A 25,946-nucleotide genomic window follows, 5' to 3' on the forward strand; every position below is an offset into this window, starting at 1 on the left:
GCATTTTCATCAAGTGATGGGCGATGCCCTGCACACGGATCTTCCTTCGACGGCCCGCACATCTAGTTGTAGCGGCCTCCCCTCAGCCTTCGAAAAAGTGAACATTCGATCACATTGCCACATTCCTGCCATTTTATGTGATCAAACACTCACATGTGAACACTTGCTCACATTCGAGCGGCCAAGATGGAGGTTCACATGTTTGTATCGGCTATCACCTCAGCGGCAGGCGTCGCAGCAAAAGTCCTGGGCGGGGTGTATCTTGCGGACTTCGTATCCGGCGCTTTCCACTGGATGGAGGACCGCTATGGCGACCCCAAATGGCCCATCCTCGGCCACACAATCCGGGAGAACCAGCAGCATCACCACACACCGCGCAGCTTCCTGAAGGGCAACCTCTGGACGCGAAACCGTGAAGTTATTCTGATCGGTCTCGCCTTCCTTGGACTGTTCTGGGCTGTTGGCTGGCTAAACCTGTTTACCGGCACGGCGGTCATATTTGGCATGTTTGCAAACGAAATTCATGCTTGCGCTCACCGCAGCCCGAAAGAGAACGGTCGGATCATCCCTCTGGCCCAGAAAATCGGTATCATGCAGTCCCACAGGCACCATGCCGCCCACCACCGCAAAGGCAAGGACAGCCACTATTGCGTGATGACCAACCATCTCAATCCAGCGCTGGAGAAAGTTCAGTTCTTTCAGAGGGTTGAGAAAGGTATAAAATTTCTGACCGGTGTTGTGCCGCGCCTCGATGACAGCGTAAATCCGCGCTATCGCCGCGCCGTCTAGGCTTCACTGAATGGCCGTCCCACACCAAGGTGGGGCGGCCTTTTTCAGGTCTTTTCGAAGATAACAATATTATTATTGGCGGGCATATCGACGACCTCAACCAATTGAAGTCTCGCGCGCTCAGCAAGCGGCAGCAGGTCTCGATCGAGATCTCTGACACCCCATGATGGATCACGCTGCCGAAGACTGTCGCGAAACCGCGCATTTGATTCGGCGATGTCGCCGTCCCGCGCGAAGGGTCCGTAGAGGACCAGCCTTCCTGAAGGCGATAGAAGACGCCCTGCCCCGGCGAAAAGCCCTTCCACTGCCGCGAAAGGCGCAATGTGGATCATGTTTGCGCAGAAAATCGCGTCCCAACTGTCCTGTCGTTCGACAGCGCCCCAGTCTAACGAAGACGCATCAAGCGCAACGGGGCCGCTCAAACGGCCGTCAAAGTCCTCATACGCCGTCCAGGACGCCTGGCTCGCCAGGCTGATCTCGTCGAGATCTGAATAGGTCCAGCGAAGTTCTGGCATAGCCGCAACGAAATGAGCCCCGTGCTCCCCCGTGCCTGAGGCGACTTCCAGCACATTCGCCCGCGACGGCAGCTTTTCGGCGAGCACCTCACAGATGACGGCCTTGTTGCGCCCAGCAGACGGCGAATAGCGCCGTCCGTCTTGAGCCGTCTCGCGCGCTTCAAGCGCGACCGCTTTACCGGAGCTTCCAATATCGTCGTTCTCGGCCAATTCAGGTCCCGCTGGTTTCAAAATCGTATTGTTCAGTGTCGACACTTGCCTGACCGTAGCGATTATAGCGCGGGCCGACGGCACTTTCGGGTGTGAAGTGGGCATCCAGCCTGGCCACGATTTCCGGCGACAGCGACACCGCGCCCGCCGCGTGGTTTTCTTCGAGGTGCTTCACGCTGGTCGTGCCGGGGATGGGGACAACATGGTCGCCTTTGGCCAGCGTCCATGCCAGTGCGAGCTGAGCCACGCTACAGCCGACCTCCTCGGCGCATGCGCGCGCCTCGTCAAGCAATACCAGATTGGCGGGATAGTTCTCTGGCGAGAAACGCGGAAAGATCGTTCCCCTCATATCGCTCTCATGGAACGTCGCGGGATCTGCCGGCGGATCGGCAAGAAACCCGCGGCCCACAGGCGAAAACGCCACCAGAGCGGTCCCCAGCTCCTTGCAGGCCTCCATGACCGCAATCTCCGGATTGCGGACCCAGAGCGAGTATTCCGACTGCAGCGCCGCAATCGGATGAACCGCGTGCGCACGCCGCAGGAGGCCCTCGCCCATTTCGGATAACCCAATCATCCGGATCTTGCCGGCTTCGACAAGCTCGGACAGCGCACCAACTGAGTCTTCAATCGGAACATTCGGGTCCGGACGATGCATGTAATAAAGATCGATGACATCGACATTGAGGCGTTTCAGACTCGCATCACACGCGCTCTTGATCGCCTCTGGACGCGCATCCAGCACCCGCTTGCCATCCTTGACAGCGAGCACGCACTTGCTGGCGAGAAAAACATCGTCCCGGCGACCGGCAATTGCCTGACCGACAAGCTGTTCGCTCCGGCCCGCTCCGTAAATCGTAGCGGTATCGAAGAAATTGCAACCGATATCGAGCGCCCGCTGAAACAGTCTGACAGCATCGGCTTCATCGATGGGCGGCCCGTAGGCATGGGTGACATTCATGCAGCCAAGGCCGACCGGATAGACCGGGTCGCCTCCGATGGTTCGGGACCTGATGCTCATTTACTTCTCCATGTCCTGCATGTCTCAGCCGCGCGGCGCGAAACGCTCTCGCAGTTCAGGCTTTAGAATCTTGCCATTCGCATTGCGCGGCAATGGATCCGTCTGGAACTGGATTTCGACCGGCACCTTGAATGCGGCGAGCTGTTTGGCGACATGCGCACGCAGCTCATCCTGACTGACCGTCTTGCCGGGCTTCAGCTGAACGACAGCGCCGACCTCTTCACCAAGCACCTTGTGGGGAATTCCGACGACTGAAGCATCCATGACGGCGGGGTGGTCATACAGCGCACTCTCCACCTCAATGCAGTAGATGTTCTCGCCGCCCCGGATCAACATGTCCTTGGCGCGGTCGACGAGATACAGAAACCCTTCCTCATCAAGGCGGGCAAGGTCTCCGGTGACGACCCATCCGTCCTTGAAGGTCTCGGCCGTTGCATCGGGCCTGTTCCAGTAGGAACGGCAGTTCGACGGGCTCTTGCACCACAGTTCGCCAACTTCGCCCGCTGGAAGCGTCTCACCTTCCGGGCTGACGACTTTAAGCTCCACGGCAAGCGGCGGCGCCCCCGCACTGTTCGGCCGGTTCTCATAGTCCTCACCGATATTGAGCGTGGCCGTCGCGCAGGTCTCCGTCATGCCCCACCCATTGCCGGGCGCAGCTTCCGGGAACCGTTTTTTGATCGTCGAAACGAGCTCTGGCGCAGATGGCGCGCCACCATACGACACAACGCTAATCGACGAGAGATCGTAATTGTCCCGCTCTGGATGCTCGAGGACTTGCCAGGCAATCGCTGGCACGCCGCCAATCGTCGTGATCTTTTCATTCTCGATGATCGGCAACGCTTTGCCTGCATCCCACTTGTACATGGAGACGATCTTGTCGCCGCGAAGCAGCGTCGGGATTAGTACAGCGAAGGCGCCGGTGGCATGGAAGAAAGGAATGGCCAGCAATGTGGCGCGTTGTTCACTGAGGTCCTGCTCGGGCGGCTGCTCCCCCCGGCGCAGATACATCCTCGCCTGACAGGTCATCGAATTCAGGAAGTTCGAAATGACAGCCCGGTTGCTTGCGATTGCGCCCTTTGGTCGGCCGGTGGTCCCCGATGTGTACATCAGGGTGGCATCATCGTCCGTACCGATCGGCACGTCCGGCATCGACACGTCTTTCAGCTTTTCCCAGTCATTTGTCTCGCCGACGAAATCCTCAAAGTTGTGAACCCGTGGATCATTGCGTTCTTCTTCGGTCTCGCGGGCGATGATGACCGCTTCGAGATCCGGCAGCTTGTCGAGATGTTCGCGGATGCGCTCGAAAATCTGTGGATCGATGACGGCCACCTTCACACCGGCATTCTGCAGCCCGTATTCCAGTTCATCAGCGGTCCACCAGGAGTTCATCGGTGTTGCGATCGCCCCAATGGACAGAGCCGCAAAGAATGCGACCGGCCATTGCGGGAAATTGCGCATCACGATTGCAACCCGGTCACCAGGTTTAATGTTGAAACTGTCCTTCAGCACATGCGCGAAATGTGCGACGGCCTTGTAGTGCGAAAGAAAGGAAGCGCGCTCGTTCTCATAGACGAGGAATGTCCGGTCGCCATACGCTTTGGAGGCCTCGACAAGAAAGCGTATGGTGGGCGGCGCTTCGGGGTAATATTTCATCTCGATGCCGTCGATGACGCCATCGCTGACCGCAAGCGGCGTCCCCGGTTCAGCCAGTTTCGCATTCGCCTGCGCAATCGACATTGCCGGCCATGACGGTCCACCATCTGCTGCCATGTGATACTCCCTATATCTGTATAGTCAGCAATCAATCATGGCGGCCGCGCCAAAGAAAGAGGCGAGCTAAGATTGTGATGATTTCAACACAGTAGGGGCAGCCCGTCTCGATAGAACGCCTAACGGGCCGGAAGAGAGTCCGGCAGCTCCAGAGCCGTCTGATAGGCAGCGACCTCGTCAGCAGAGAGCGGCTCGGAATACGGCTTCGGCCACAAAAGCAGCACCGCCGTGCAGGCCAGGCCTGCCAGAAATATTGTCAGAAGATCTTTTTTCATGATGGCCCCTCCCCGCCGAAAGGAGGGGAGGAGCAATCAGCGTGCCAGCCGCGCTGGCCTTACGTGATTATTTACCGAGTTCGCAGAACTGGACCGCCCGGCTGGTGCCGTCCGGCTCGACCAGTTCAAACACCGGGCCGGCGAGTTCGTCACCGTCGCAGAGATATCCGATCTGGTACATGTCGAGGATATACGAATTTTCCGGCTCCAGTGCGCCAGCCAGCATGAGGTCTGCCGCTTCCTGGTGCTGGCCAAGGCGGAACAGGATTTCGAACCGCTCCATTGCCGTCGTGTCGCCCGATGCCAGCATGTCATTCAGCATCGCAAACTCAGCCTCAGCCTCAGCCTGCATGGCTGCTGCTTCATCGGCGATACTGCTTTCCGGATACTGTGCGGCAATCTCTTTCAGATCTGCGACCGCACCGGTCAGATCATTACCGCCAGCTGCACGAAGCTTGGCGCGCGCATACAAGGCCTTGGCCATCTGCTCGTCACTCATGCCGGGATCGCCCAGCAGCTGTGTCAGACGGTCAATCGCGATCTGCTCATTACCGGCTTCGACAAGCGAATTGACCGTTCCCATCGCGAGTTCGAACGGTGTCGGCTCTGACGTCGTACTGGTTTCAACCGGCTCAGCCGGTGCATCTGTTGACGACGCACATGCAGCTGCAAGGATGACAAGGCTCGCGCCTGCCAGCATGGATCTAAGCATCTCGGTACTCCCTGATAATCATGACGCCTTGTGAAATGACACCGGCTCCAAGGCAAGAATATGACTGATCTCAGGTTTCTGAAGGCGCCTCGCACCAATTGATGGCATCAAGGTGACCAATATCCTCGCCCAGGGTGAAATCCTCACTCGGCTCATCTTCGGCTCCCCGGCAAAGATAGCCAGCGGCCTCCAGGAAACGGGCTTGCTCGGCAGAGGGAGAAAGGCCCGACGCGCGGATCCGCTCCGCAACCGCCTCAAAGTCGCCGATCGCGACGGTATCGACAAACCATTCCGAAAGCGTCTGAAGGCGTCCAAGGCGTCCACGGGCGAGTGCCAGGTCGCTGGCGGCGAAGTTTTTCTCGTCTTCCAGGATTGCCAAGAACGCCGCATCCGTTGTCAGCGTGGTCGCCGCATCAAAGTCTTCGATGGCCCCAGGCAAATTGATTCTCTCAAGGCGGCGCGTCTTGCCACGCTCGAACAGGAGCTGCGCCCTTTGTGCATCCGTCAGTGTCGCTGTATCGAGCGTCTCGGAGTATTCCTCAATCGTGATGTAGGGGTGCCACTCGGCCTGCGCGGATGCCACAACCGCGTTGAATTCCGCTTCTGTCAAACTGACCGGGACTGGGGTGGTTTCACAGGCAGCGAGGGTAATCGCCGCCAAGGCACTACAAAGCCTCAGGCGCATACTCGACTCATACTTTCTTCTGAACGTCGCCTCACCCTACCGGCGGCCTGAACCGCGCGATAGCCAGTAACTGAAATGTAAGGTTCAGGCGCGTGCAAAGCGCTCGATTTGCTGAACGTCACCGCGTCCCAGCGCTTCAATTGCGCGCGCCGCAATGCTCCGCGCATCAAGCCCAGCTTCAGCATACATCAGGTCAGGTTTATCCTGATCCTGGAATGTATCCGGCAGGTAAAGCGTCCGAATCTTCAGCCCGGTATCCAAGGCACCAACTTCGGCCAGATGCTCAAGCGTGAAAGCGCCGAAACCGCCGCGAGCGCCCTCTTCGAGGGTCAGAAGCACTTCGTGCTCCTTGGCGAGACGGTTGATCAGATCCTTGTCCAATGGCTTGGCAAACCGCGCATCGGCAACCGTGCACGACAGCCCCTGCGCCGCCAGCATGTCCGCAGCCTTCAGAGCTTCCTGAAGGCGGGCGCCGTAAGACAGGATTGCAATGCTCGTTCCCTCGCGAACGATGCGCCCCTTGCCGATTTCAAGCGCTTCAGGGTTGGTCGGCAGGTCAACGCCTACTCCATTGCCGCGCGGATAGCGGAACGCGCTCGGGGCATCGTCGATCTCGACGGACGTGCGGACCATACGGACGAGTTCTGCTTCATCGGAAGCCGCCATACAGACCATGCCCGGCAACGCTCCGAGAAAACCGATGTCGAAGCTGCCGGCATGCGTCGGGCCGTCAGCACCGACGAGACCGGCCCGGTCAATCGCAAAGCGGACAGGCAGTTTCTGAATGGCGACGTCGTGGACAACCTGATCATAACCGCGCTGCAGGAAGGTCGAATAGATTGCCGCAAAAGGCTTCATGCCGTCGGCAGCCATACCGGCCGCGAACGTCACAGCATGCTGTTCGGCAATGCCGACATCGAACATGCGGTCCGGGAATTCTTTCTGGAACAGGTCCATGCCTGTACCGCCCGGCATAGCGGCCGTAATGCCGACGATGCGGTCATCCTTGCGCGCTTCTTCGATCAGGCTCTTGGCGAAGACTTTCGTATAGCTCGGTGGGCCGGCTGTGGATTTCTGCTGCTCACCGGTGACGACATTGAACTTGGCGACGCCGTGATATTTATCCGCAGAGTTTTCTGCAGGCTCGTAGCCTTTGCCCTTCTGTGTCACGACATGCAGAAGGACCGGACCGGCCTGCATCGCCTTGCAGTTTTCGAGAACCGGCAACAGGACATCCAGGTCGTGTCCATCAATCGGTCCGACATAGTAAAAGCCGAGTTCCTCGAACATCGTGCCGCCCATGGCAAAGCCGCGAAGATATTCTTCTGCTTTGCGGGCGGGATTGGCGAGGCCAATTGGTTTCGCGATCGTCTTCGCGAATTTGCGAAGGCCGCGATAAGACCGCGACGAAACAAGTTTTGAAAGATAGTGGCTCATCGCGCCGACAGGCGGCGCAATGGACATGTCGTTATCGTTCAGAACGACCAGCATGTTGGTGCCGTCTGAGCCGGCATTATTCATTGCCTCATAGGCCATGCCGGCCGACATCGCCCCATCGCCGATCACACAGACGACCTTGTTGTCATTCTTGGCGAGGTCGCGGGCCTTGGCGAAGCCCATACCGGCGGAAATCGACGTGGAGGCGTGCGCGGCGCCGAACGGGTCGAACTCGCTTTCGGCGCGCTTGGTGAAACCAGAAAGGCCGCCGCCCTGACGAAGGGTGCGGATACGGTCCTTGCGGCCCGTCAAAATCTTGTGTGGATAACACTGGTGGCCGACATCAAAGATCAGCTTGTCGTCCGGCGTATTGAAAACCGAGTGAATGGCGACGGTCAGTTCAACCACGCCCAGACCCGCGCCAAGATGCCCACCCGTTACCGACACGGCATCAATGACTTCAGAGCGCACTTCATCGGCGATCTGCTTCAGCTCATCACGAGAACGGCCTTTAAGATCTTCCGGGGAATCCACACTGTCGAGCAAGCGGGTCTTTGCTGGCAGGGTCATAGGGGGCTGTCCTTTCGGAAGGATCTTTCAGTCAGTTCTAACGTACATCTAACGCGTTCGATCCAGAACATAATCCACAGATTGCAGCAATATATGGGCGCGTTCGTGGAAGAATGCGAGGTGTTGCTTTGCTTGCGCGGCCAGGAGACGCACACGCTCACGTGCACCATCAACGCCTAAAATAGTTACGAAATTGGCCTTTCCTGCGGCTTCATCGCTGCGAAGCGTCTTTCCGACCACAGTCTGGTCACCTGTCGCATCGAGAAGGTCATCCGCGATCTGATAGGCGAGGCCAAGGTCTTGCGCAAAGCCGGCCAGGGCATGCCGGGCATTGGCGCTGGCGTCGCCAATAATCGCCGCAGCCTCGACAGAATAGGATATCAGCGCGCCTGTTTTCATGCGCTGCATGCGCGTGATCGTGTTGAGGTCTCTCGGGCTTTCATCCTCAAGCATATCGATCATCTGGCCGCCAACCATTCCGCGAGCGCCAGATGCATCAGCCAGCCGCTCAATCAGGCGCAGCCGGACTGCCGGGTCAGGATGGGTCTCGTCATTTGCCAGAATCTTGAAAGCCAGAGTCAGCAGAGCATCACCGGCCAGGACAGCTGCCGCCTCACCAAAAGCCTTGTGGACCGTGGGTTGGCCGCGGCGCAGATCATCGTCATCCATGCAAGGAAGATCGTCATGGACGAGCGAATAAGTGTGCACGCATTCCAGAGCTGCCGCCGTTCGAAGAAGCGCCTTTTCATCGGCGTCAAACAGAGCGCCGGTTTCAATCACATAGAACGGACGCATCCTCTTGCCGTTCGCGAGCGCGGCATGCCGCATCGCGCGCAGAAGGTCGGCTTCCGGTCCCTGAGCGGCCGGAATCAGCTGGTCAAGCGCTACCGTTACCCTGTCGGCAATCTCGGTCAGACGCTTTTCAAACTCCATGCATGTGTCCTTAATCGAAGCTCGCACTCTCGGTTTTCGGCTTGCCGTCCGCACCTTGCACAATCTGCTCAATCTTCAGCTCGGCCGCTTTCAGCCTTGCCTCGCAGTGCGCTTTCAGCTTGGCGCCACGCTCATAAATCTCGATCGACTTTTCCAGCTCAACATCGCCGCCCTCAAGACGCCGAACGATGTCTTCGAGTTCTTTCAGAGCCTCTTCGAAACTCATTTTTTCAATCGACTGTTCTGCCTTACCGGCCATTCGATCGCTCCTGATAATTTAAGAGGTAGTCGGGCACCCTAAGCAGGCTGCGCAGCCTTCACAATGGCCGTATCTCAAGATTTTCCGCGATATTCATAGACGCGGTAGCTCCAGTATTTGTCGCCGCCATCACGCACGCAGACCCAGCCCAACTTGGCCATCGCCGGACGCAGCATCCTGTTGAACCAGCCATGCGCCGCCAGGTACACCTTGCCACCTTCGGCCGCCTCATGAAGATGCTGAGCGGCTCGTCCGGCTCTTTCGCGCGCGTCGCGATTGCTTTCGCCGTCGAGGCTGTGACCGTAAAGCCATGCTGTCCGGGCGAGGACATTCCACGTCTTCGGCAGGTATTTGCGGTTCTTGAAGCGCGGCGGAGGCAGTGGCGCTTCGCAGAACACTTCGTGGCTTTCAGGCTGACGCCCACTGGCCAGCACAGCCGTTTCAATCGCCCGTGGCGCTGTCGAACTCAGCACGATATCTGCGTCCGCAACCGCTTCCTTCAGATTATCGGGAATCGGCTGGTCCGGCGCGAGACTTCCGATCTCATAACGGTTCCACCAGTCGCGATACTGCTGCCAGTCCAGGCGTGGACCGGCCTTACGGTCCAGCGCCGGTCGACCATGACGCGAGACAATAATCGGTCCGCGTCTTGGAGCTTTCTGATCAGAGGTTCCAGAACCCATTACACCCTCAGCCTAGCAGTGCAGAAGGCTGGTTTAAACAGCCGCCTTCCGAACACCTTCCCGGCAAAGCGATTAGATGGGTTAGTCCGACTCGGCAAGCTGCAGTGCTGCAGCTGTTCGCCCCATTGCCTGGCGAAGACCACTGACCCGGCTGAGCGTATGGGTCTCCGACAGGCAGATCTGGTCAAGCCGACGGCGTGATTGGGCCATGACGTCGGACGCCTTGCCAGAGAGATAGGTCTCGCCACTCCTCCAGGCCTGCCCCAGCAGTCGATCTGGACGCATGGCGAAGGATTTCGCGCGGACGACACCGGAGCCGACCGGGACCTGATAATTGGAGTAGTGACGCTTGTAGTAATCGAGCCCCGGACCCGCATCGTAAATCGACGGACCATCCATCGCCATTTGCTCCAGCATGTTGTGCACAACCATATTGCCGGGCGAATATTGCGAATAATCCTGCTCAAATGCAGTGATCCACCCATGTGTCACTTTGTCGGACTGAAGCACCAGTTCACTCGCTGCGTGCTCGCCGTCAAAATAGATGCTCACCAGTCTCAGACGGAATCGCGGGCCAGTATTGCTGCGCAATCTGTCCATCAGGCGGCGAGACCAGAGCGACGCCAGGACATCGTGGCGGCCTGTGCGGATGAATTGCTCGCGCTTCAGCTCGATCAGCCGGTCAAAGGTCTGGCCACATTCATTATCGTAGCGAAATTCGAGTTCGGAAAAATCGCGTTCAACATTGCGCTGCAACCGGCGCATCTTCTTGAAATGCTTTGGCCAGCGCTGAGTCTGGTTCTCGATGAAAGCATCCCAGCCGCCGCTGACATCGCTCATATTGGCGCCGACAAAAGTGAGACGCCGCTCGCTCTCCGCATCCTGCGGAAGCCAGCCATAGGCCGACATGCCCAGCAGGCCGACTCCCCTCAGAAATTCATAGGGTTTGAGGTCGGTTTGTTCCGATAGCACGGGTCCGTGCCAGTCCGAAAAGCATCCACCAATTGGACGTGCCCAGGCGCCAGGCCGACGGTGCAGCGGCCAGAACCCGACCGGGACATCACAGTCAAATGCAACGGCAAACCGGACATCAGGACGGACCTCGGCGACAAGACGCGCATAAAGCGGATCGAAGAACGGGTCATCGTAAATCGCCCTTGCATCGCGCAGGCGTTCAAAGGCCTGCCACAAATCGTCGGTCATGTCCTTGGAGTGAAGAAGTGCGAACTTCATGTGTGCCATCCCTGATCACAGATCCAGTTTCTGAGATCAGTCTTGCAAACAGCGAGCCAATTTCCCCCCAAAAGGGAATTTAACTCAGAGTCCTCGCCAGAGACGCTTCTTCATGCAGGGCTCGGCATCTGCCTTTGAGCAGGAGTAAGTCGAGAACAGAACCGTGTCGGCACGCCCGATCAGGTTTTCTGCCGGCACGAACCCAACCGACGCTTCTTCCGCCGATATCCCGCGGGGCAGAGAGCACCCTGCCCGGTCCACAATGCCTTCAGCATTTGGCGGACAATGCCCCGTCAGCGACCGGCCATCTTCGGAATTGTCGCGGTTGTCACCCATGAACAGGTAATAGCCTTCCGGGACATCGAACTCGGGCGTTGAATCGAGACGATTGAATTCATCCGGACCTTGCTGGAAATCATGCGTCAGCCAGGAGCGGCCGTCGACCGTCTCCTGATACTCTCGGGCGATGGTGCGATGCCGATCCTTGGGATTGTAGGTGATACGACGCACAAATTCACGGTCGATTGGCTCACCATTCAGATAGATCTGCTCATCAATCATCTGCACGCGATCGCCCGGCAGGCCGATAATCCGTTTGATCATGACGCGGTCCGTGTGCGGATGCATGAAGACAGCAACATCGCCGCGCTTGGGCTTGCTGCCAAACACACGTCCATCACCCTCTGGGATCAACCGCCAGGCACCCCATGGCAGGCTGTACCGGCTATAGCCGTAGGCAAACTTGTTCACGGCGACCCGGTCACCGACCTGCAGGTTGGGCACCATGCTTTCCGAGGGGATCACCCGCTGTTCATAGATAAGGAACGAGAAGATGTAGAACGCCGGAATAAAAATAGCGAGCGTCACCAGCCATTCGCGCACTTCGTGCAGAAGCTTGTCTTTCAGCGACCGCTCTTCTGCTGGCGCTTCGGAAGTCTGGGAGGATTCAGTCATTTTAGTCTGACGGCTGTTCCATAAGCGAGCAGTTCCGCAGATCCGCCCATTATCATTGATGTTGTTATGCGCATCGAAATGATCGCATCGGCGCCAAGGCTTTGGGCGTCCGCGCGCATCCGGTCAAGGGCCTGCTCGCGCGCTTCTGCCATTAGTTTGGTGTACTCAGGCACTTCTCCACCTACCAGATTTCGTAATCCAGCCATGATGTCACGGCCGAAAAATCGTGTCCGCACGACATTTCCCCGCGCAATCCCCAGCACCTCGCTCACATCGCGTCCGGGGACATTCTCGGCCATGGTCACAATCATCACGCGCGCCTATTTATCGACCGTTCTGGAATAGTGGTCGTCTTCCTTGCTGGCCAGCCTGTCGGCAACAACCTTTATGAAAAGCAGCAGCATCCCGATGAACACGATCCCCGGCACCAGCAAAATCAGGAATATCGGCGCCCCGCTCTCCTGAGACGCTTCCCCAATCGCAAAACTAATCCCCAGCACGGAAAAAAGCGCATAGATGCCTGCGCCAAGCACGATCAGCGCGATGCCTGCAATGAAAAGGAAATTCGTGCCGCCGCGTTCGCTCATGTCGCTCTCCTGCCAAGTCTGGCTAGAGTAGAGACGTGGCGAAAGCTTGGCGACAAAAAAACTGACTGTCGAAAAAGTCGTGGGCGTGCTGGCTGGGGACTGTGATCAGCTAGCGGTGTACCAGTCGACCCCATCAGCGTCCCGGGACCTGCGGGCTTTGCCGTCCGCCAGCAGATAGTTGAGATGCGCGATCGCTTCCCCCGTCGCCATCGAGACAAGATCATCGCCAATCTTGCGACCAAATACGGATGGAAAAATATCGATCACGCGCCGCGGTTCTTCTGCGAGGCGCTGATGAAGGCGCTTCAACGCGGTCTCATGGCCCTTGATAAGGTGACCGAGGCGTTTGTGTGCGCCTTTGAAAGGCTCATTGTGCGCCGGTAGCACCAGCACGTCATCGGACAACTCAGCCTGCAGTTTCCGACAACTGTCCAACCAGTCCTGGAGCGGATTGGCATCCGGTTCAGTCGGGTGCACGGAAACGTTTGACGAAATACGCGGCAAAAGCTGGTCACCGGAAATGACGATGTCGAGCGCTTCACAATAGAGGCAGGAATGTTCCGGGGAATGACCATTGCCCGAAATAACACGCCAGCTTTGCCCCCCCATCTCAAACACATCGCCGTCACTCAGCCGGTGATAGGCGTCCGGCAGCTGGCTAACGGCGCGGCCGAACCCGCCGAAGCGTTCGCGATAGCTATTGAGCTGGCTCTCATTCCATCCAGCGGCTCGGAAGAAACTGATGCCTGCCTCTGGTGCCTCGCGGCCGGTATCGGCCACCAGCATACGACAGCTCACATATTCCAGTCGGCTGATCCAGAGTTCGGCCCCGGGAAACTTCCTCGTCAACCAGCCTGCATTACCGATATGGTCTGGATGCATATGCGTGACGATGACGCGCCAGACGGGCCGGCCACCAAGCTTCTCATCGAAGATTTTGCGCCACGCGGTTTTCGTGTCCGGCATCGGCATCCCGGTATCGACAATCGTCCAGCCCTTCTCGCCGTCATCGATCAGCCAGAGATTTATCCATTTGAGCGCAAACGGAAGCGGCATGCGCACCCAATGCAGCCCCGGCACGATCTCGATCGTTTCGCCGACATCCGGCGTCGTGTCTCCCAAGGGATAATGAAGCGCCGGTCGGCTCGGCGTTTTGGTCTGAAAGCCATCCATGGTGGTGAGTCTGACATGGGTCGATCACGCTGGGAAGCCTGACCGCGGGTCAATGTTCAGCACGCGATCACATTGACGGCGAGACCGCCGGTGCTGGTCTCCTTGTACTTTGACGACATGTCGATGCCCGTCTGACGCATCGTCTCGATGACCTGATCGAGACTGACCTTGTGATGCCCTGTCCCCTGCATGGCGAGACGCGCCGCATTGACGGCTTTGACGGCTCCAAAAGCGTTGCGCTCAATACATGGTATCTGAACAAGGCCGCCGACAGGGTCGCAGGTCAGACCGAGATTGTGCTCCATGCCGATCTCGGCTGCCACACAGCACATTTCGGCATCGGCGCCCCAGACCGCCGCCAGGCCCGCCGCCGCCATCGAGCAGGCGACGCCCACTTCCCCCTGGCATCCCATCTCGGCACCCGAGATCGAGGCACGTTGCTTGTAAAGAAGGCCGATCCCTCCCGCGACCAGCAGGAAACGCCGGGCGTGATCGCGATTGAGCTGCCCATCCTCGCTGCAATAATGACGAAGGACGGATGGCAGAATCCCGGCTGCACCGTTGGTGGGCGCGGTCACAACCCGCCCGCCTGCCGCATTCTCTTCATTCACCGCCATCGCATAGACGTTCAGCCAGTCAAACAGCTGTTCGCGTTCGTTGGAGCCGGGATTGTCGCGCAGCTTTTCGTGCAGACCGCTTGCGCGCCGAGCAACCTCCAGACCGCCGGGCAAGATGCCTTTCCGCGACAAGCCACGGTCGATGCACGCCATCATCGTATCTGCGATCTTGTCGAGCCGCTTCAGCGTCTTTTCCCGCGTGCGGCGCGCGTCTTCATTGTGCAGGATCAGCGTATCGATGCGCCAGTCATTGCGGGCGCATATGTCCAGCATCTCAGCCGCAGAGTTAAATGGATACGGTGCCCCTCTGGCACTCTCGACCAGATCTTTTCGCACCGGTTTCTGAAGCTGGCGCTTGGAAGCGATGAACCCTCCGCCCGTAGAGAAGTAAGTGCGCGAGAAGGATGCGGTCGCTTCCCCGGCATAGAGGTTCATCGTCATGCCATTGGGGTGCAGTTCAGGAACGGTTTCGGTATCAAAAACGATGTCCTTGACCGGATTGAAGTCGAGCACAGGTCCATCCATCAGGGCGATGCGCCGCTCCTGGACCGTTTTGCGAAAGGCCTGCTCGGCTTCCTCAGCGTCGGCTGTTTCAGGCTGCATGCCGATAAGGCCGAGGATCACCGCTTTGTCCGTCCCGTGACCAACCCCCGTCAGCGCGAGGGAGCCCTGGAGCACCGCTTCCACCCGTGATGCCTGCGACAACTTTCCAGCCTTCTCAGCCTCCTGCAGGAATCGCCGCGCAATTCGCATAGGCCCCACCGTATGGGAACTCGACGGGCCAAGGCCGATGCGAAATAGGTCCAGGACGGAAAGCATAAATCAGGGCTCGTCTAAAATTGTTTCGTTTGAAATCAACGGCTAATGGCGATGACTTCGAACAGCAAGCCAGATCCCGAAACCGGCCGCAAATCACAATGCAACCTCTGCATTAGTGCGACAGCGCCCAAGATCAAGTGATGCGTGAATGCCTCACCAGTAGCTACATTTTGTCATGCGACTCACACAATGAGTTGCGTATCTGGAGTGAACTCCAATAATCAAACGCGTGTGAGTCTGTAACATTCATCACACAAAGGCCGACCAGATAAGGTCTGCCTACACATAACCATAAAACCTTGAACTGGGAGCATTTCATGCAGCGCCATTTTTTCCTTCTGTCCAGCGTCGCCATGGCGACCGTGCTGACATTCGGAACAGCACAGGCACAAGAGGCAGAAGGCGAGCGGGAATCCGCCGTCGACCGCGTTCTCCAAACCGTTACCGTCTCCGCCACCAAGAAGAAGGACGTTGAAGACGTTCAGTCCGTTCCGGTGTCGGTAACTGCCTTCAACGAAGACACACTCGACGCTCTTAACGTCACGACACTTGAGAGCCTCAGCTACACGACCCCGAACGTATCGCTTGATGATGTCGGCACCGCCCGCGGTACGGCAAACTTCGCGATCCGCGGCCTTGGCGTGAACTCGTCCATTCCATCCATCGACCCGGCGGTCGGTGTGTTCATGGATGGCGTCTATCTCGGCGTGAACAACGGCGTTGTTGTCGACCTTTTTGACCTCGACAGCATCGAAGTTCTGCGCGGCCCGCAAGGCCTGCTTTTCGGCCGCAACACGACGGGCGGCGCGCTGGTGATCAACACTGGCAACCCGACTGACGATTTCAGCTACAAGGCCCGCGCGACATTTGACGGTCCGATTGACGACGATCGCGGCGGTCTGAACTCAACCGTACAAGCCACCGTTTCCGGCCCACTGATCGAAGGCGTTCTGAACGGCAAGATCGGCGCCTACTACAATTCGGATGCTGGCTACTTCAAGAACCTCTACAATGGCGACAATCACGGCGAAGCCCAGACGACGATCTATCGTGGCGCCCTCGAATGGTTTGCCACCGACAGACTGACCGTCCTTGCAAAAGGCCAGTACTCGGAAGCGCGTGTCGACGGTCCAACTGGACAAAACCGCGGAACCTTCGAGCGCGATACCTTTGATTTTGCGATCGACAATCCTGGCTTCGGTGATTCTGAAACTGTCTTTGGTTCAATCCAGGCCGATTATGATGTCGATTTCGGCGATGGCCAGATTACGAACATTCTCGGCTATCGCAGCTATGACGCCACTGGCAGCAGTGATATCGATGCATTACCCGTGTTCCTCTTCCATTCCGACACCGAGTTGGAACAGGAGCAGATCTCCAACGAGCTTCGTTATGCCGGCACTTTCGGAAAGTACGATGTCACGACGGGTCTGTACTATTTTAACCAGGATCTCGCCTATACCGAGATCCGCTATCTGCCTTTCGCAACGCCTGCCCCGTTCTACGGCGGCGGCAGTCAGGAGCACACGGTCTATGGCGCTTTCGCCAACGTGGATTACTCATTCACGCCTGACCTGATCGGTACAGTCGGCCTGCGCTACTCGAAGGAAGAAAAAGATGCGGACGTGACCTATATTCGTCCACGTCCAGCTTGCAGCGTTGTCGATGAGACATGCCCGACATCAGGAACCAACCCGTTTGTTCCTGGTGAAAACAACGGCTTCACTGACAGCGATGAGTGGTCCAACTGGACGCCGAAAGTCGGCCTTCAATATTTCTGGAACGACGACTTCCAGACCTATGGCTACTACACCAAAGGCTTTCGCTCGGGCGGCTACAACTTCCGCATCACCGATGTTGGGGTTTTCCTCGGCCAGATCCTTCCGGCGACCGGCGGCGATTTCGGCTTTGATGAGGAAGAAGTCGATGCCTTCGAACTCGGCTTCAAGGCAAACAGCCCTGATGGCCGGATTCAGGTCAATGGCGCAGCCTTCCTGACCAAGATTGACAACATGCAGCGCGAAGTGAACACCGCCGGTGCTTCTGGCGTCGTGCAGAACATCCTCAACACGGCTGACGCCACCATCAAGGGTGTCGAGCTTGAGGGCCGCTGGGCTGCCACGGACAACCTGCTGTTTAACTTCAATGTTGGCATGATCGACGCGGAATACGACGATGTTCGCTTCGACATCAGTGGCGACACGGTGGTCAACGCCCAGGATGCTCGCCTCGACCTTCCGCGCGTGCCCCCGCTCACCTATGGTGCAGGCTTCATCTATGATCTGGATCTCGGTGACTCAGGCGCGATCATCACGCGTGCGAACTACCAGTATCGGGATCGCATCGCCTATACTGACAGCAACTTTGGCTGGGTACAGGCCGCCAATCAGGTTGACGCCAATGTGACCTGGGAAACGCCGTATGACGGTTTCTCAGTGTCCTTCTTCGGTGACAATTTGCTGGACGAAGTTCAGGTCGGCAATGACACGCAACTCGGTCAGATTCCGTTCGGTGGTCCGCTGTCGAATGGCGTACAGACACCTTATCAGCCTTATCCGGGCGGCGGCACCTTCTCCCCGCTCAAGAAAGGCCGCGTCGTTGGTGTGGAATTCACCATCAGAGGATAGCTGCGGCATCATATGTCTACGAGAGAGGCGGCAGAGCAATCTGCCGCCTTTTTTCTTTGCTCCGAACATTGGCAAAGTCGCCCCTGCGTCAGGCTTGCAAATGAAATTCGAGCGGCGCAACCTCCCGGAAAACAAGACAATATCGGGAGGACTTCATGACCAATCTTTCGCGGCGCAACTTTCTCAAGGCCGGCACGAGCCTGGCGGCGATGCTGCCATTTGCAAGCGCATGCGCCCCCTCACAGGTGATGTCGGCATCGACACCGCCATCAGGCATGATGGACGGTGTCAGGATGGCCGAACTCGTCGCCAGCGGCGACGTATCGAGCCTTGAGCTGACTGAAGCGGCGATTGCGCGGGCGAAAACCGTGCAACCGGTGATCAACGCCATTGCGTCGCCCATATACGATCAGGCTCTTGAGCGTGCAGCCTCAGCACCGACCGGAACATTCGGCGGCGTGCCAAGCTTCATCAAGGATCTCGATGACTGGGCGGGCGCGCCCTCTTTCTATGGAAGCCGGGCCTTCAAGGACAATATCGCGGAAAAGGACTCGGCCTTTCCAGCACGCTGGCGCGAGCTTGGCATTGTCGTGATTGGCAAGTCGACGACGCCTGAGGTCGGGCTGATCTCGTCCACGGAACCGCTCGTGACCGGCCCGACGCGCAACCCTTGGGATACCTCGCGCATTCCCGGCGGCTCATCAGGCGGGGCGGCCGCGCTGACAGCCTCCCGGGTTACGCCCTTCGCGCATGCCAGCGATGGTGGCGGCTCCATCCGCATCCCTGCGGCCTGTTGCGGCCTGTTTGGCCTCAAACCCTCCCGCGGTGCCCTTGTCAGCGCGCCGTTTGACGGCCCGGTCAATCTGTCGGTCGACCATGCCGTCACGCTCACCGTGCGAGACAGTGCAGCGCTTTTCGCCGCTGAAGAAGCCCCGAAAGATGGCCTCACACGCACCGGCAATATCACCGGGCCGGACGCAAAACGCCTTCGCATCGCCTTTGCGCCCGAGCCACCGAATGGCGCGTCGCTCGATGCCGAAACCCGGACCGCCATCGAAAAGACCGCAGCACTCTGCGAGTCTCTGGGGCACGAGGTCGTGGAGCGGACTCTCCCGATCGACGGCAAGAAATTTCAGGATGATTTCCTGCTGCTCTGGGCGTCAGGCGCTGCGCAGTTCGTGCAACAGGTTCAGACGATGCAGCCGGGCGCGGACATCACACAGCTGGTCGAGCCATGGACGCTCGGTCTTGCTCAGGACTTTGCGTCCAAACAGGATCGGTTCGAAGCCGCGATTGCATATCTCAAGGCCTTTGAGGCCGAATATGACAGCTGGTTTGACGCGTTCGACGTGCTTCTTACGCCAACCGTCTCAACCCTGCCCCCGGCGATCGGATACCAAGCGCCGACCGGCGACTTTGCAGAAACGATGCAACGCGTGACGGACTTTGTGGCCTTTACGGCCCCCATGAACGTGTCCGGCGCAGCCTCCATGAGCGTTCCGATCCAGTGGACCGATAGCGGACTGCCCGTCGGATCGCTGTTCTCCGGGCGGCGCGGCGATGATGGCAAGCTCCTGGCACTCGCCTATGAGCTCGAAGCGGCCCAGCCCTGGATCAGCCGGAAACCGGCCATTCTGAGCTGACCGTGATTTCCCCTTGGCTCTCGCTACGGTAGCGGTGATTGGTGAGGTCAAAGCAAAACTCAAGGGAGATCGCATCATGAAAGTTGCGGCAGTCAAGAAACCGGGCGGACTGGAAAACCTCAAGATCGAGGAACGCCCGGAGCCCAAACCCGGTCCCGGCGAAATCCTGGTCCGCGTGCGTGCCAGCTCGCTGAACTATCATGACTTTGTTGTGGTCATTGGCGGCATACCGACCCCGGATGGCCGTATCCCCATGTCTGATGGCGCAGGCGATGTCGTCGCCGTCGGCGAGGGCGTGACCCGTTTCAAGGAAGGCGACAAGGTCCTCTCCACCTTTTTCCCGGACTGGCATTCAGGCCCGATCGGGACGGCTGGCTTCTCAGGCGTACCGGGCGACGGCGCAGACGGCTTTGGCGCAGAGCTGGTCGCCGCCTCTCAGGAGGGCTTCACCCGCATGCCGGAAGGCTACTCCTACGCCGAGGCCGCGACGCTCACCTGCGCTGCGCTGACCGCCTGGCGGGGCATGTTCGTTGAAGGAAACGTGAAGCCCGGCGACTGGGTGCTGACGCAGGGCACGGGCGGCGTGTCGATCTTCGCGCTTCAGTTCGCCAAGGCAGCGGGCGCGCGTGTGATTGCGACATCGTCATCACAAGAGAAACTCGACAAGCTGAAAGAGCTCGGCGCGGATCACGTCATCAATTACAAGGAAACCCCGAAATGGGGCAAAAAGGCCATGGAGCTGACCGGCGGACGCGGTGTCGATGAAGTCGTCGAGATTGGCGGACCGGAAACGATGGCCCAATCCATCGCGGCCTGCCGGGTCGGCGGACACATCTCGCTGATCGGTGTGCTGACCGGCGTCTCAGGCGAAGTGCCGACGGCGGCCTTCTTCGGCAAGAACCTCACCATGTCCGGCATTACGGTTGGCTCACGCGCGCATCAGGAAGACATGATCGCCGCGATCGAGGCCAATGGCATCAAGCCGATTATCTCCGACCACTTCCCGCTGGACAAGATCGCCGAAGCGTTCGGCCATCAAGCCGCACAGAAGCACTTCGGCAAGATCGTGCTGGACATCTAAATAACAAACAGCCTCATGGTGAGCGAAGTCGAACCACGGGGCTGTAGAGGCGATGCATATCCCCCTCATCCTTCCACTTTGTTCGGGATGAAGGGGATCTGTTACTCTAGTTCACCGAGCTGAACTGAGCGCCAGTGCGTTCGAAATAGTCACCCCAGAAGGCTTTCACGTCGCTCATCGGCAGATCGTATTCCTGGCGCGGCACAACGCGGGCGACGATCTCCACGCCATCCATCTCCGGCATCTGATCAGCAATCCGCGTTGTCGCGAATGCGTCCTTGTCGGTGCCGGTACGGTACATGGAATAGTCGTCTGAGTGCTGCATCAGGTCAGAGACGAGGATAATGCGGCGATCACCGCGCGATGACTGGAAATCTGCCCGGTCAGCGACCGAATAGACAGCCTCAAACAGCGGCGAGCTCGGCTGGCGCTTGTCCATCAAGGCGGTTTCGATCTCTTTTGCCATCGGCTCATAGAAGGTCTCACGCCATGTATCCTCAATCATGCGCGGGTTCTGCAGGAACGCGTTCGCATGGTCGGCGCTGCCCGGCGAGCAATGGCTGTAAATGATCTTTGCATCGTAAGGATCGGCGGAATTCGGCGCGACAACAGTGAGCCGGCCAAAGCGAGGCAAGGTGCGCGCTTCACGATCCACGAACTCGTTGACCCAGCCCAGATCATTCGGGTTGAACGGGTCCGACTGGTCGATCAGCAACACCGTGTGCGCCGGGTCTTTCCGGTCCATGCGGCAGCCCGTTTCAGCGACGGTCGCTGGCGCGGCAGTAAAGGCGGCCAACGCAAACAGCCCGAACACACTGGCCAGCATCGCGCCGATCATGCTGCGCCAGAACCAGGGCCCTTTTTCTCGAGATCTCGCCATAGTCTGTCCCTCCTGGGTTACGCGCTACGCGCATGGTCCTGGCCATCGCGCTTGTCGCGGATTGCCTGAATGTGGTCACCGACACGCTTCTCGATGGAGGAGAGGCCCTTCTGGACCTGCTGAATATGCTGCTCCATCCACTCACGGGTGATGTTGAGCGCAGTGATGTTCTGTTCGATACGTTTGATCGCTGCCATCGCCTGCTCGCGTTCCTTCGAATAGTCGAAGGCCGGCAGGTTTGGCGTGACAATCTCGTCGAAATAGGCCGGCACGGGGGCCTGATCACCGAGACGTTCACGATTGGCGTTACGCTCACGGCGATGGGCCTGGCGGTAGGCCACTTTCAGAGAACGTTCCTGATCCCCTGCCCGGGCCGCAATCTCGACAGCGATGTCGCGTCGCGTCTCCAACAGGTTTACAGCCTTTTCGATCTCCCGCTTGGCCGCAATGTGGCGGTTCTGCTGGGTCTCGAAGAACAGGCGTGAGCGCGAGAAGAAGTCCGACAAGTCATCGCGCACGCCATTGCGCACCTGCTGGCGCTTCTCATAGGCCGCCCGCTCCTTGCGCCAGACGCGGCCATAGCCCGGGAACTTGTCTGAAATCCGGTCATAGCCTTCGTAGATAGCGATCGCGAAGACTGTGAGACCAATCAGCAGAAGGCCAATCGCGACCAGGCTATCGAGACCAAAGATGTTCGGGAACATGTCGCCAATCACGGCCGATGGCGCGATGGAAAACATCGAAAATCCAGCGAGTGATCCTTCGGCCAGAGCATTGTGAAGCGCAATCTCCACTGCGTCCCTGAAGTGGGCGACGAAGAAATTCACGAACAGACCACACGTCACACAGAGACCGGCAACGATCCCGCCAAGCACTTTCATATGCATGTCCGGATGGTTGAGGTTTCGAAGGCCGACAAAGCCTGCCGTCACACCAAACAAGACGTTCACGGCCGAGATACCAAAGGCGACCATCATGCCGCCGAGCAGACCCGATGACTGGGCATCCTTGAAAAGGAGCGCGTTGAAACAGCCTTCCACAATCAGCACGAAGATCAGGATCGCAATCGTCTGCTCGACATTCTTCTTGATGTCAGGCGTGCGCTTGTTCAGCTGGTTGCCATAGCGCTCCTTGAAGCTTTCCAGCTCGATCACCGTCGCCTCATGATGGGCTTTCGCATCCGTGGAGTCGTCGACCTCGTAATGACGGTACTCGTTCTCTTCAGCCTTGATGGCTTCCTGCAGATGATCCGGATGGATATCGGCCGGCGTCAGATCTGAAATGAAGTTGCGGACAGCGGCCGACGTGGCGCTCATCCAGGTCTTGAGACTGCGGCGGACCTGTTCGGACTTTTCCGCGATCTGCTGCTCGCGCTCGGACCATTGGTCTTCGGTGATCGCTTCCGATGTCGGAATACCGTCGCGCGCATCCTTCTTGGCGACCTTGCGGGTTATCATCCGGCTGAACCCAAGCTCGCCGTCTTTGAGCGACCCTTTCAGCCCATGTTCACGTTCGACGACCTTGGCATCCAACGGCTTGACCGGTTTGGAATAACCAATGTCCGCGCCCCAGCGCACCTGACGTTTCATCATGCTCAACCCTCTTAACAATACCAGCGCTGGCGTTAACCAACGCCATGAAGGTTGACCGAGAGGTTTAACAAGTTGCTAAGCATGACAGACCCATCACAGGGTCCCCGAATCAAACCTTTGATGGGAAAGCACTTTTCGATGATCGGCCTGACTTATCTTACAGATTTCTAATCTTGTGACGTTGTGGCCGACACCTCTCGCTATCGAAAATCGGTCCTGTTGATGAGTTTCGGTCGACGGATCAGATAGCCTTGAAGCGCTCCGCAATTGCGGTTCATTACGCGCACCCCCGCTCGCCGATATTCTATCTGATTGATATTTTCCCGATATCTGACTATCGCAAACAGGAAGGTGCTGGCTCGCATGACGAGCGGCCCATCGACAATAAAAAGACGCGTAGACCGGGCGTAAGACCCGTCGCGCACAAAGGGAGGCATTCATGGCGGCACGGATCACAAACTGGATTTTTGCGGCATTTCTGGCCGCCGTCGCCATCAACCTCATTTTGCTTGGCGCCAAGCTCATCTCGCTGGGCGGGAGCTGGTACTATTCGATTGCCGGCCTCGCCCTTCTCGCGGTCGTTTTGCTCCTTGTCATGCGCCGCTCTGCGTCAGGCATTCTCTACGCCGTCATCGTCGCGGCGACGATCATCTGGTCAATACAGGAAGCGGGGCTCGATCTGATCGCCCTTCTCCCTCGCCTCGCAGCATGGCTGGTGGTTGGCCTCTGGTTTCTGTCGCCCTGGCACAGGGCCGCCATGAAGGATCGGGGTGATGCAAAATGGATGGCCGGCGCGACGGCAGCCGGCGTCCTGCTGCTTGCGGTCAGCGCCTTTCAGAAAGGCTCCGTCATCGAGTTTGACCGCACCCTGTCTGCCGCCACAGTGTCTGATGACGACTGGACCGACTATGGCAGCACATCCAAAGGCACGCGCTATTCACCGCTCGAACAGATCACACCTGACAACATCGACCAGTTGGAAGAGGTCTGGCGTTATGAGACGGGCATTCCCTTTGAGTTCAAGAACACGCCGATACAGATCGCAAGCCAGATCTACGCTTGTACGGCTGGCAATATCGTTGTTGCGGTGAACGCGGCGACGGGCGCTGAATCCTGGCGCTTCAACCCTGAGAACAAATTGTCCGGCTCCACCCCTGAAGCCATGAAGGCCGGCAACACATTCACCCGCGGCTGCCGCGGCATTTCCTATTATGAAGCTGGGGATAATTATGAAGGCGCCTGCCCTGCGCGCATTCTCACCGGCACGACGGATGCCCGGCTGATTGCGATCAATGCCGAAACCGGCGAGCGCTGTCAGGACTTCGGGACGAACGGCGAGGTCGATTTGCGCCAAGGCCTCGGCCCCCATCCGATCTTCGCTTATTTCCACAGCTCCGTGCCACAGGTGGCGGGCGACAATGTGGTTGTTGGCGGATGGGTCGTCGACAATCAGGAGCTCGGCAATCCATCAGGCGCGCTGCGCGCCTACAACGCCGTCGACGGCTCTTTTGTCTGGGCGTGGGACATTGGCAGACCTCGTGAAACACAGCTGCCAGACGATGGCGAACCGCTGACGCTGGGCACCCCAAATGTCTGGTCGATCATGAGCTACGACCCGGAGCTCGACCTCCTCTACGCACCGACTGGAAATGCCTCTCCGGACTATTATGGCGCGAAGCGGCGCGACATTGACGACCAGTTCAATGCGTCGGTCGTCGCTCTGCGCGGCGCGACGGGAGACCTCGTCTGGTCCTATCGCACCGTCTATCATGACATCTGGGATTATGACGTCCCCGCGCAGCCAACCCTTGTCGACATCAACCGGAATGGCGAAGAGATTCCAACAGTCGCCGTGCCCACCAAACGCGGAGAAATCTTCCTGCTCGACCGGCGCACGGGCGAACCACTATGGCCAGCCACCGATTGTCCGGATGGCTCGCAACCGACCGCCGCCGGTGAATGCCCGGTCCCCCAAGACCCTGCGCCCGGCGACTGGGTTGAACCGGTCCAGCCCTTCTCCGGTCTTCCCCGTTTCAATGAATCGCGCTGGGAAAAAGACATGTGGGGACTCACTCCGCTTGATCAGCTCTATTGCCGGATCGAGTTCCGGAAGATGCGCTATGACGGCCACTTCACCCCGCCCATGCCGGGCGGCGGCGTGCTTGGCCGCGACAAGACGTGGGGCGGCACGTTCCAGTATCCAGGCAATCAGGGTGGCTACAACTGGCCGAGTGTGTCCGTTGACGCAGAGAACGGCCTGCTGGTCGCTCAACCCATGTTGCTGGGCAATCGCATCTACATGCAGACCGGCGCAGAGCGGGAAGCAGAAAGCGGCCGGCCCATGCCACCGGCCTCAGACAACGCCGCAACCGGTCAGGGAGCATGGGACCCAGACGCGCCACGTTATGGCATTACGTCCCGCTTTGTCTCGAAGTGGAAGATACCCTTCACCGGCATCGCGTCTGACATGCCGTGCTTCGAACCGCCTTATGGCCGTCTGGCCCTGATTGACCTCAATAATAATCGCCTGCTGTGGAGCCGTCCGATCGGCAATATGCGGGAACTCGGGCCCTTCGGCATCAAGCCCAACATGCCCTATTTCGAAGTCGGGACACCGGTATATGGCGGCACGACGACGACGCGCAGCGGCCTTATCTTTCAGGTCGGCACGCTGGATTCGACATTTCGCGCGATTGATATCAGGAACGGCAAAACCCTTTGGTCGACCAAACTACCAGCGACAGCCAATGGTGCCCCGATCACCTACACTCAGAACGGTCGTCAGTTCGTCGTTGTGACCGTGCCGGACAACGCCGAGGATGGAGTCGCTTCTGGTGGTGGGCGTCTCATCGCTTATGCGCTTCCAGACGATAAGTGATCGACG

General features: G+C 58.5%; 23 protein-coding genes. 5 read left to right on the top strand and 18 right to left on the bottom strand.

The window, feature by feature from the left end; all coding sequences use genetic code 11:
• The first annotated feature begins 198 nt into the window (after positions 1-198).
• Positions 199-789 carry a fatty acid desaturase CarF family protein gene (locus WNY37_RS12450; RefSeq protein WP_342973711.1) on the top strand — a complete coding sequence of 197 codons (591 nt, stop codon included), beginning with the start codon at positions 199-201 and terminating at the stop codon, positions 787-789.
• A gap of 44 nt (positions 790-833) precedes the next feature.
• On the opposite strand, the gene WNY37_RS12455 is transcribed toward WNY37_RS12450, so the two are convergent.
• The 16 genes from WNY37_RS12455 to WNY37_RS12530 all read right to left on the bottom strand — a co-directional run bounded on the left by WNY37_RS12455 (position 834) and on the right by WNY37_RS12530 (position 15,239).
• Positions 834-1,514: a DUF938 domain-containing protein gene (locus WNY37_RS12455; protein ID WP_342973712.1), complete on the bottom strand. Its 681-nt coding sequence runs from the start codon at positions 1,512-1,514 to the stop codon at positions 834-836.
• 1 nt (position 1,515) lies between these two features.
• Positions 1,516-2,532: an aldo/keto reductase gene (locus WNY37_RS12460; protein WP_342973713.1), complete on the bottom strand. Its 1,017-nt coding sequence runs from the start codon at positions 2,530-2,532 to the stop codon at positions 1,516-1,518.
• A gap of 24 nt (positions 2,533-2,556) precedes the next feature.
• Positions 2,557-4,302, bottom strand: coding sequence for a class I adenylate-forming enzyme family protein (locus tag WNY37_RS12465; RefSeq protein WP_342973714.1), 1,746 nt, complete (start codon positions 4,300-4,302; stop codon positions 2,557-2,559).
• Positions 4,303-4,421: 119 nt separating this feature from the next.
• Positions 4,422-4,577 (bottom strand): hypothetical protein, encoded by a 156-nt coding sequence (locus WNY37_RS12470; protein WP_342973715.1) that lies wholly within the window; start codon positions 4,575-4,577, stop codon positions 4,422-4,424.
• A 67-nt stretch (positions 4,578-4,644) separates the two neighbouring features.
• Positions 4,645-5,289 carry a hypothetical protein gene (locus WNY37_RS12475; RefSeq protein WP_342973716.1) on the bottom strand — a complete coding sequence of 215 codons (645 nt, stop codon included), beginning with the start codon at positions 5,287-5,289 and terminating at the stop codon, positions 4,645-4,647.
• Positions 5,290-5,359: 70 nt separating this feature from the next.
• On the bottom strand, positions 5,360-5,974 hold the full coding sequence (locus WNY37_RS12480) for a hypothetical protein (protein ID WP_342973717.1): 615 nt from the start codon (positions 5,972-5,974) through the stop codon (positions 5,360-5,362).
• An 84-nt stretch (positions 5,975-6,058) separates the two neighbouring features.
• Positions 6,059-7,975 (bottom strand): 1-deoxy-D-xylulose-5-phosphate synthase, encoded by a 1,917-nt coding sequence (gene dxs, locus WNY37_RS12485; protein ID WP_342974900.1) that lies wholly within the window; start codon positions 7,973-7,975, stop codon positions 6,059-6,061.
• Between the two features lie 54 nt (positions 7,976-8,029).
• Positions 8,030-8,914 (bottom strand): polyprenyl synthetase family protein, encoded by an 885-nt coding sequence (locus tag WNY37_RS12490; RefSeq protein WP_342973718.1) that lies wholly within the window; start codon positions 8,912-8,914, stop codon positions 8,030-8,032.
• A gap of 10 nt (positions 8,915-8,924) precedes the next feature.
• Positions 8,925-9,173, bottom strand: a complete 249-nt coding sequence (locus WNY37_RS12495; RefSeq protein ID WP_342973719.1) for an exodeoxyribonuclease VII small subunit — start codon at positions 9,171-9,173, stop codon at positions 8,925-8,927.
• A 74-nt stretch (positions 9,174-9,247) separates the two neighbouring features.
• On the bottom strand, positions 9,248-9,856 hold the full coding sequence (locus tag WNY37_RS12500; protein WP_342973720.1) for a histidine phosphatase family protein: 609 nt from the start codon (positions 9,854-9,856) through the stop codon (positions 9,248-9,250).
• An 81-nt stretch (positions 9,857-9,937) separates the two neighbouring features.
• Positions 9,938-11,089 carry a GNAT family N-acetyltransferase gene (locus tag WNY37_RS12505; RefSeq protein ID WP_342973721.1) on the bottom strand — a complete coding sequence of 384 codons (1,152 nt, stop codon included), beginning with the start codon at positions 11,087-11,089 and terminating at the stop codon, positions 9,938-9,940.
• Positions 11,090-11,173: 84 nt separating this feature from the next.
• The gene (gene lepB / locus WNY37_RS12510) at positions 11,174-12,043 is read right to left on the bottom strand and encodes a signal peptidase I (protein WP_342973722.1); all 870 of its coding nucleotides are present in this window, start codon (positions 12,041-12,043) and stop codon (positions 11,174-11,176) included.
• A complete protein-coding gene (locus WNY37_RS12515; RefSeq protein ID WP_342973723.1) occupies positions 12,040-12,342 on the bottom strand; it encodes a YbjQ family protein in 303 nt (100 codons plus the stop codon). Before WNY37_RS12515 ends, lepB begins: the two co-directional genes overlap by 4 nt.
• Positions 12,343-12,363: 21 nt before the next feature.
• A complete protein-coding gene (locus tag WNY37_RS12520) occupies positions 12,364-12,630 on the bottom strand; it encodes a hypothetical protein (RefSeq protein WP_342973724.1) in 267 nt (88 codons plus the stop codon).
• 105 nt (positions 12,631-12,735) lie between these two features.
• Positions 12,736-13,803 carry an MBL fold metallo-hydrolase gene (locus tag WNY37_RS12525; RefSeq protein ID WP_342973725.1) on the bottom strand — a complete coding sequence of 356 codons (1,068 nt, stop codon included), beginning with the start codon at positions 13,801-13,803 and terminating at the stop codon, positions 12,736-12,738.
• 56 nt (positions 13,804-13,859) lie between these two features.
• Positions 13,860-15,239 (bottom strand): L-serine ammonia-lyase, encoded by a 1,380-nt coding sequence (locus tag WNY37_RS12530; RefSeq protein ID WP_342973726.1) that lies wholly within the window; start codon positions 15,237-15,239, stop codon positions 13,860-13,862.
• Between the two features lie 317 nt (positions 15,240-15,556).
• Between WNY37_RS12530 and WNY37_RS12535 the strand changes: the two genes are divergently transcribed.
• The 3 genes from WNY37_RS12535 to WNY37_RS12545 all read left to right on the top strand — a co-directional run bounded on the left by WNY37_RS12535 (position 15,557) and on the right by WNY37_RS12545 (position 20,590).
• On the top strand, positions 15,557-17,866 hold the full coding sequence (locus WNY37_RS12535; RefSeq protein ID WP_342973727.1) for a TonB-dependent receptor: 2,310 nt from the start codon (positions 15,557-15,559) through the stop codon (positions 17,864-17,866).
• A 155-nt stretch (positions 17,867-18,021) separates the two neighbouring features.
• Positions 18,022-19,509 (top strand): amidase, encoded by a 1,488-nt coding sequence (locus tag WNY37_RS12540; protein WP_342973728.1) that lies wholly within the window; start codon positions 18,022-18,024, stop codon positions 19,507-19,509.
• 76 nt (positions 19,510-19,585) lie between these two features.
• On the top strand, positions 19,586-20,590 hold the full coding sequence (locus tag WNY37_RS12545; protein ID WP_342973729.1) for an NAD(P)-dependent alcohol dehydrogenase: 1,005 nt from the start codon (positions 19,586-19,588) through the stop codon (positions 20,588-20,590).
• Positions 20,591-20,696: 106 nt separating this feature from the next.
• Here the strand turns inward: WNY37_RS12545 and WNY37_RS12550 are convergent, their stop codons facing one another.
• Both WNY37_RS12550 and WNY37_RS12555 read right to left on the bottom strand, forming a co-directional pair.
• On the bottom strand, positions 20,697-21,470 hold the full coding sequence (locus WNY37_RS12550) for a hypothetical protein (RefSeq protein WP_342973730.1): 774 nt from the start codon (positions 21,468-21,470) through the stop codon (positions 20,697-20,699).
• Between the two features lie 17 nt (positions 21,471-21,487).
• Positions 21,488-23,062, bottom strand: coding sequence for a hypothetical protein (locus tag WNY37_RS12555; RefSeq protein ID WP_342973731.1), 1,575 nt, complete (start codon positions 23,060-23,062; stop codon positions 21,488-21,490).
• Between the two features lie 439 nt (positions 23,063-23,501).
• Between WNY37_RS12555 and WNY37_RS12560 the strand changes: the two genes are divergently transcribed.
• Positions 23,502-25,940, top strand: coding sequence for a PQQ-binding-like beta-propeller repeat protein (locus WNY37_RS12560; protein ID WP_342973732.1), 2,439 nt, complete (start codon positions 23,502-23,504; stop codon positions 25,938-25,940).
• The last annotated feature ends 6 nt before the right edge of the window (positions 25,941-25,946 follow it).

It is taken from the genome of Henriciella sp. AS95 (genome assembly GCF_038900055.1).
In the GTDB taxonomy this organism is placed as follows: Bacteria; Pseudomonadota; Alphaproteobacteria; order Caulobacterales; family Hyphomonadaceae; genus Henriciella.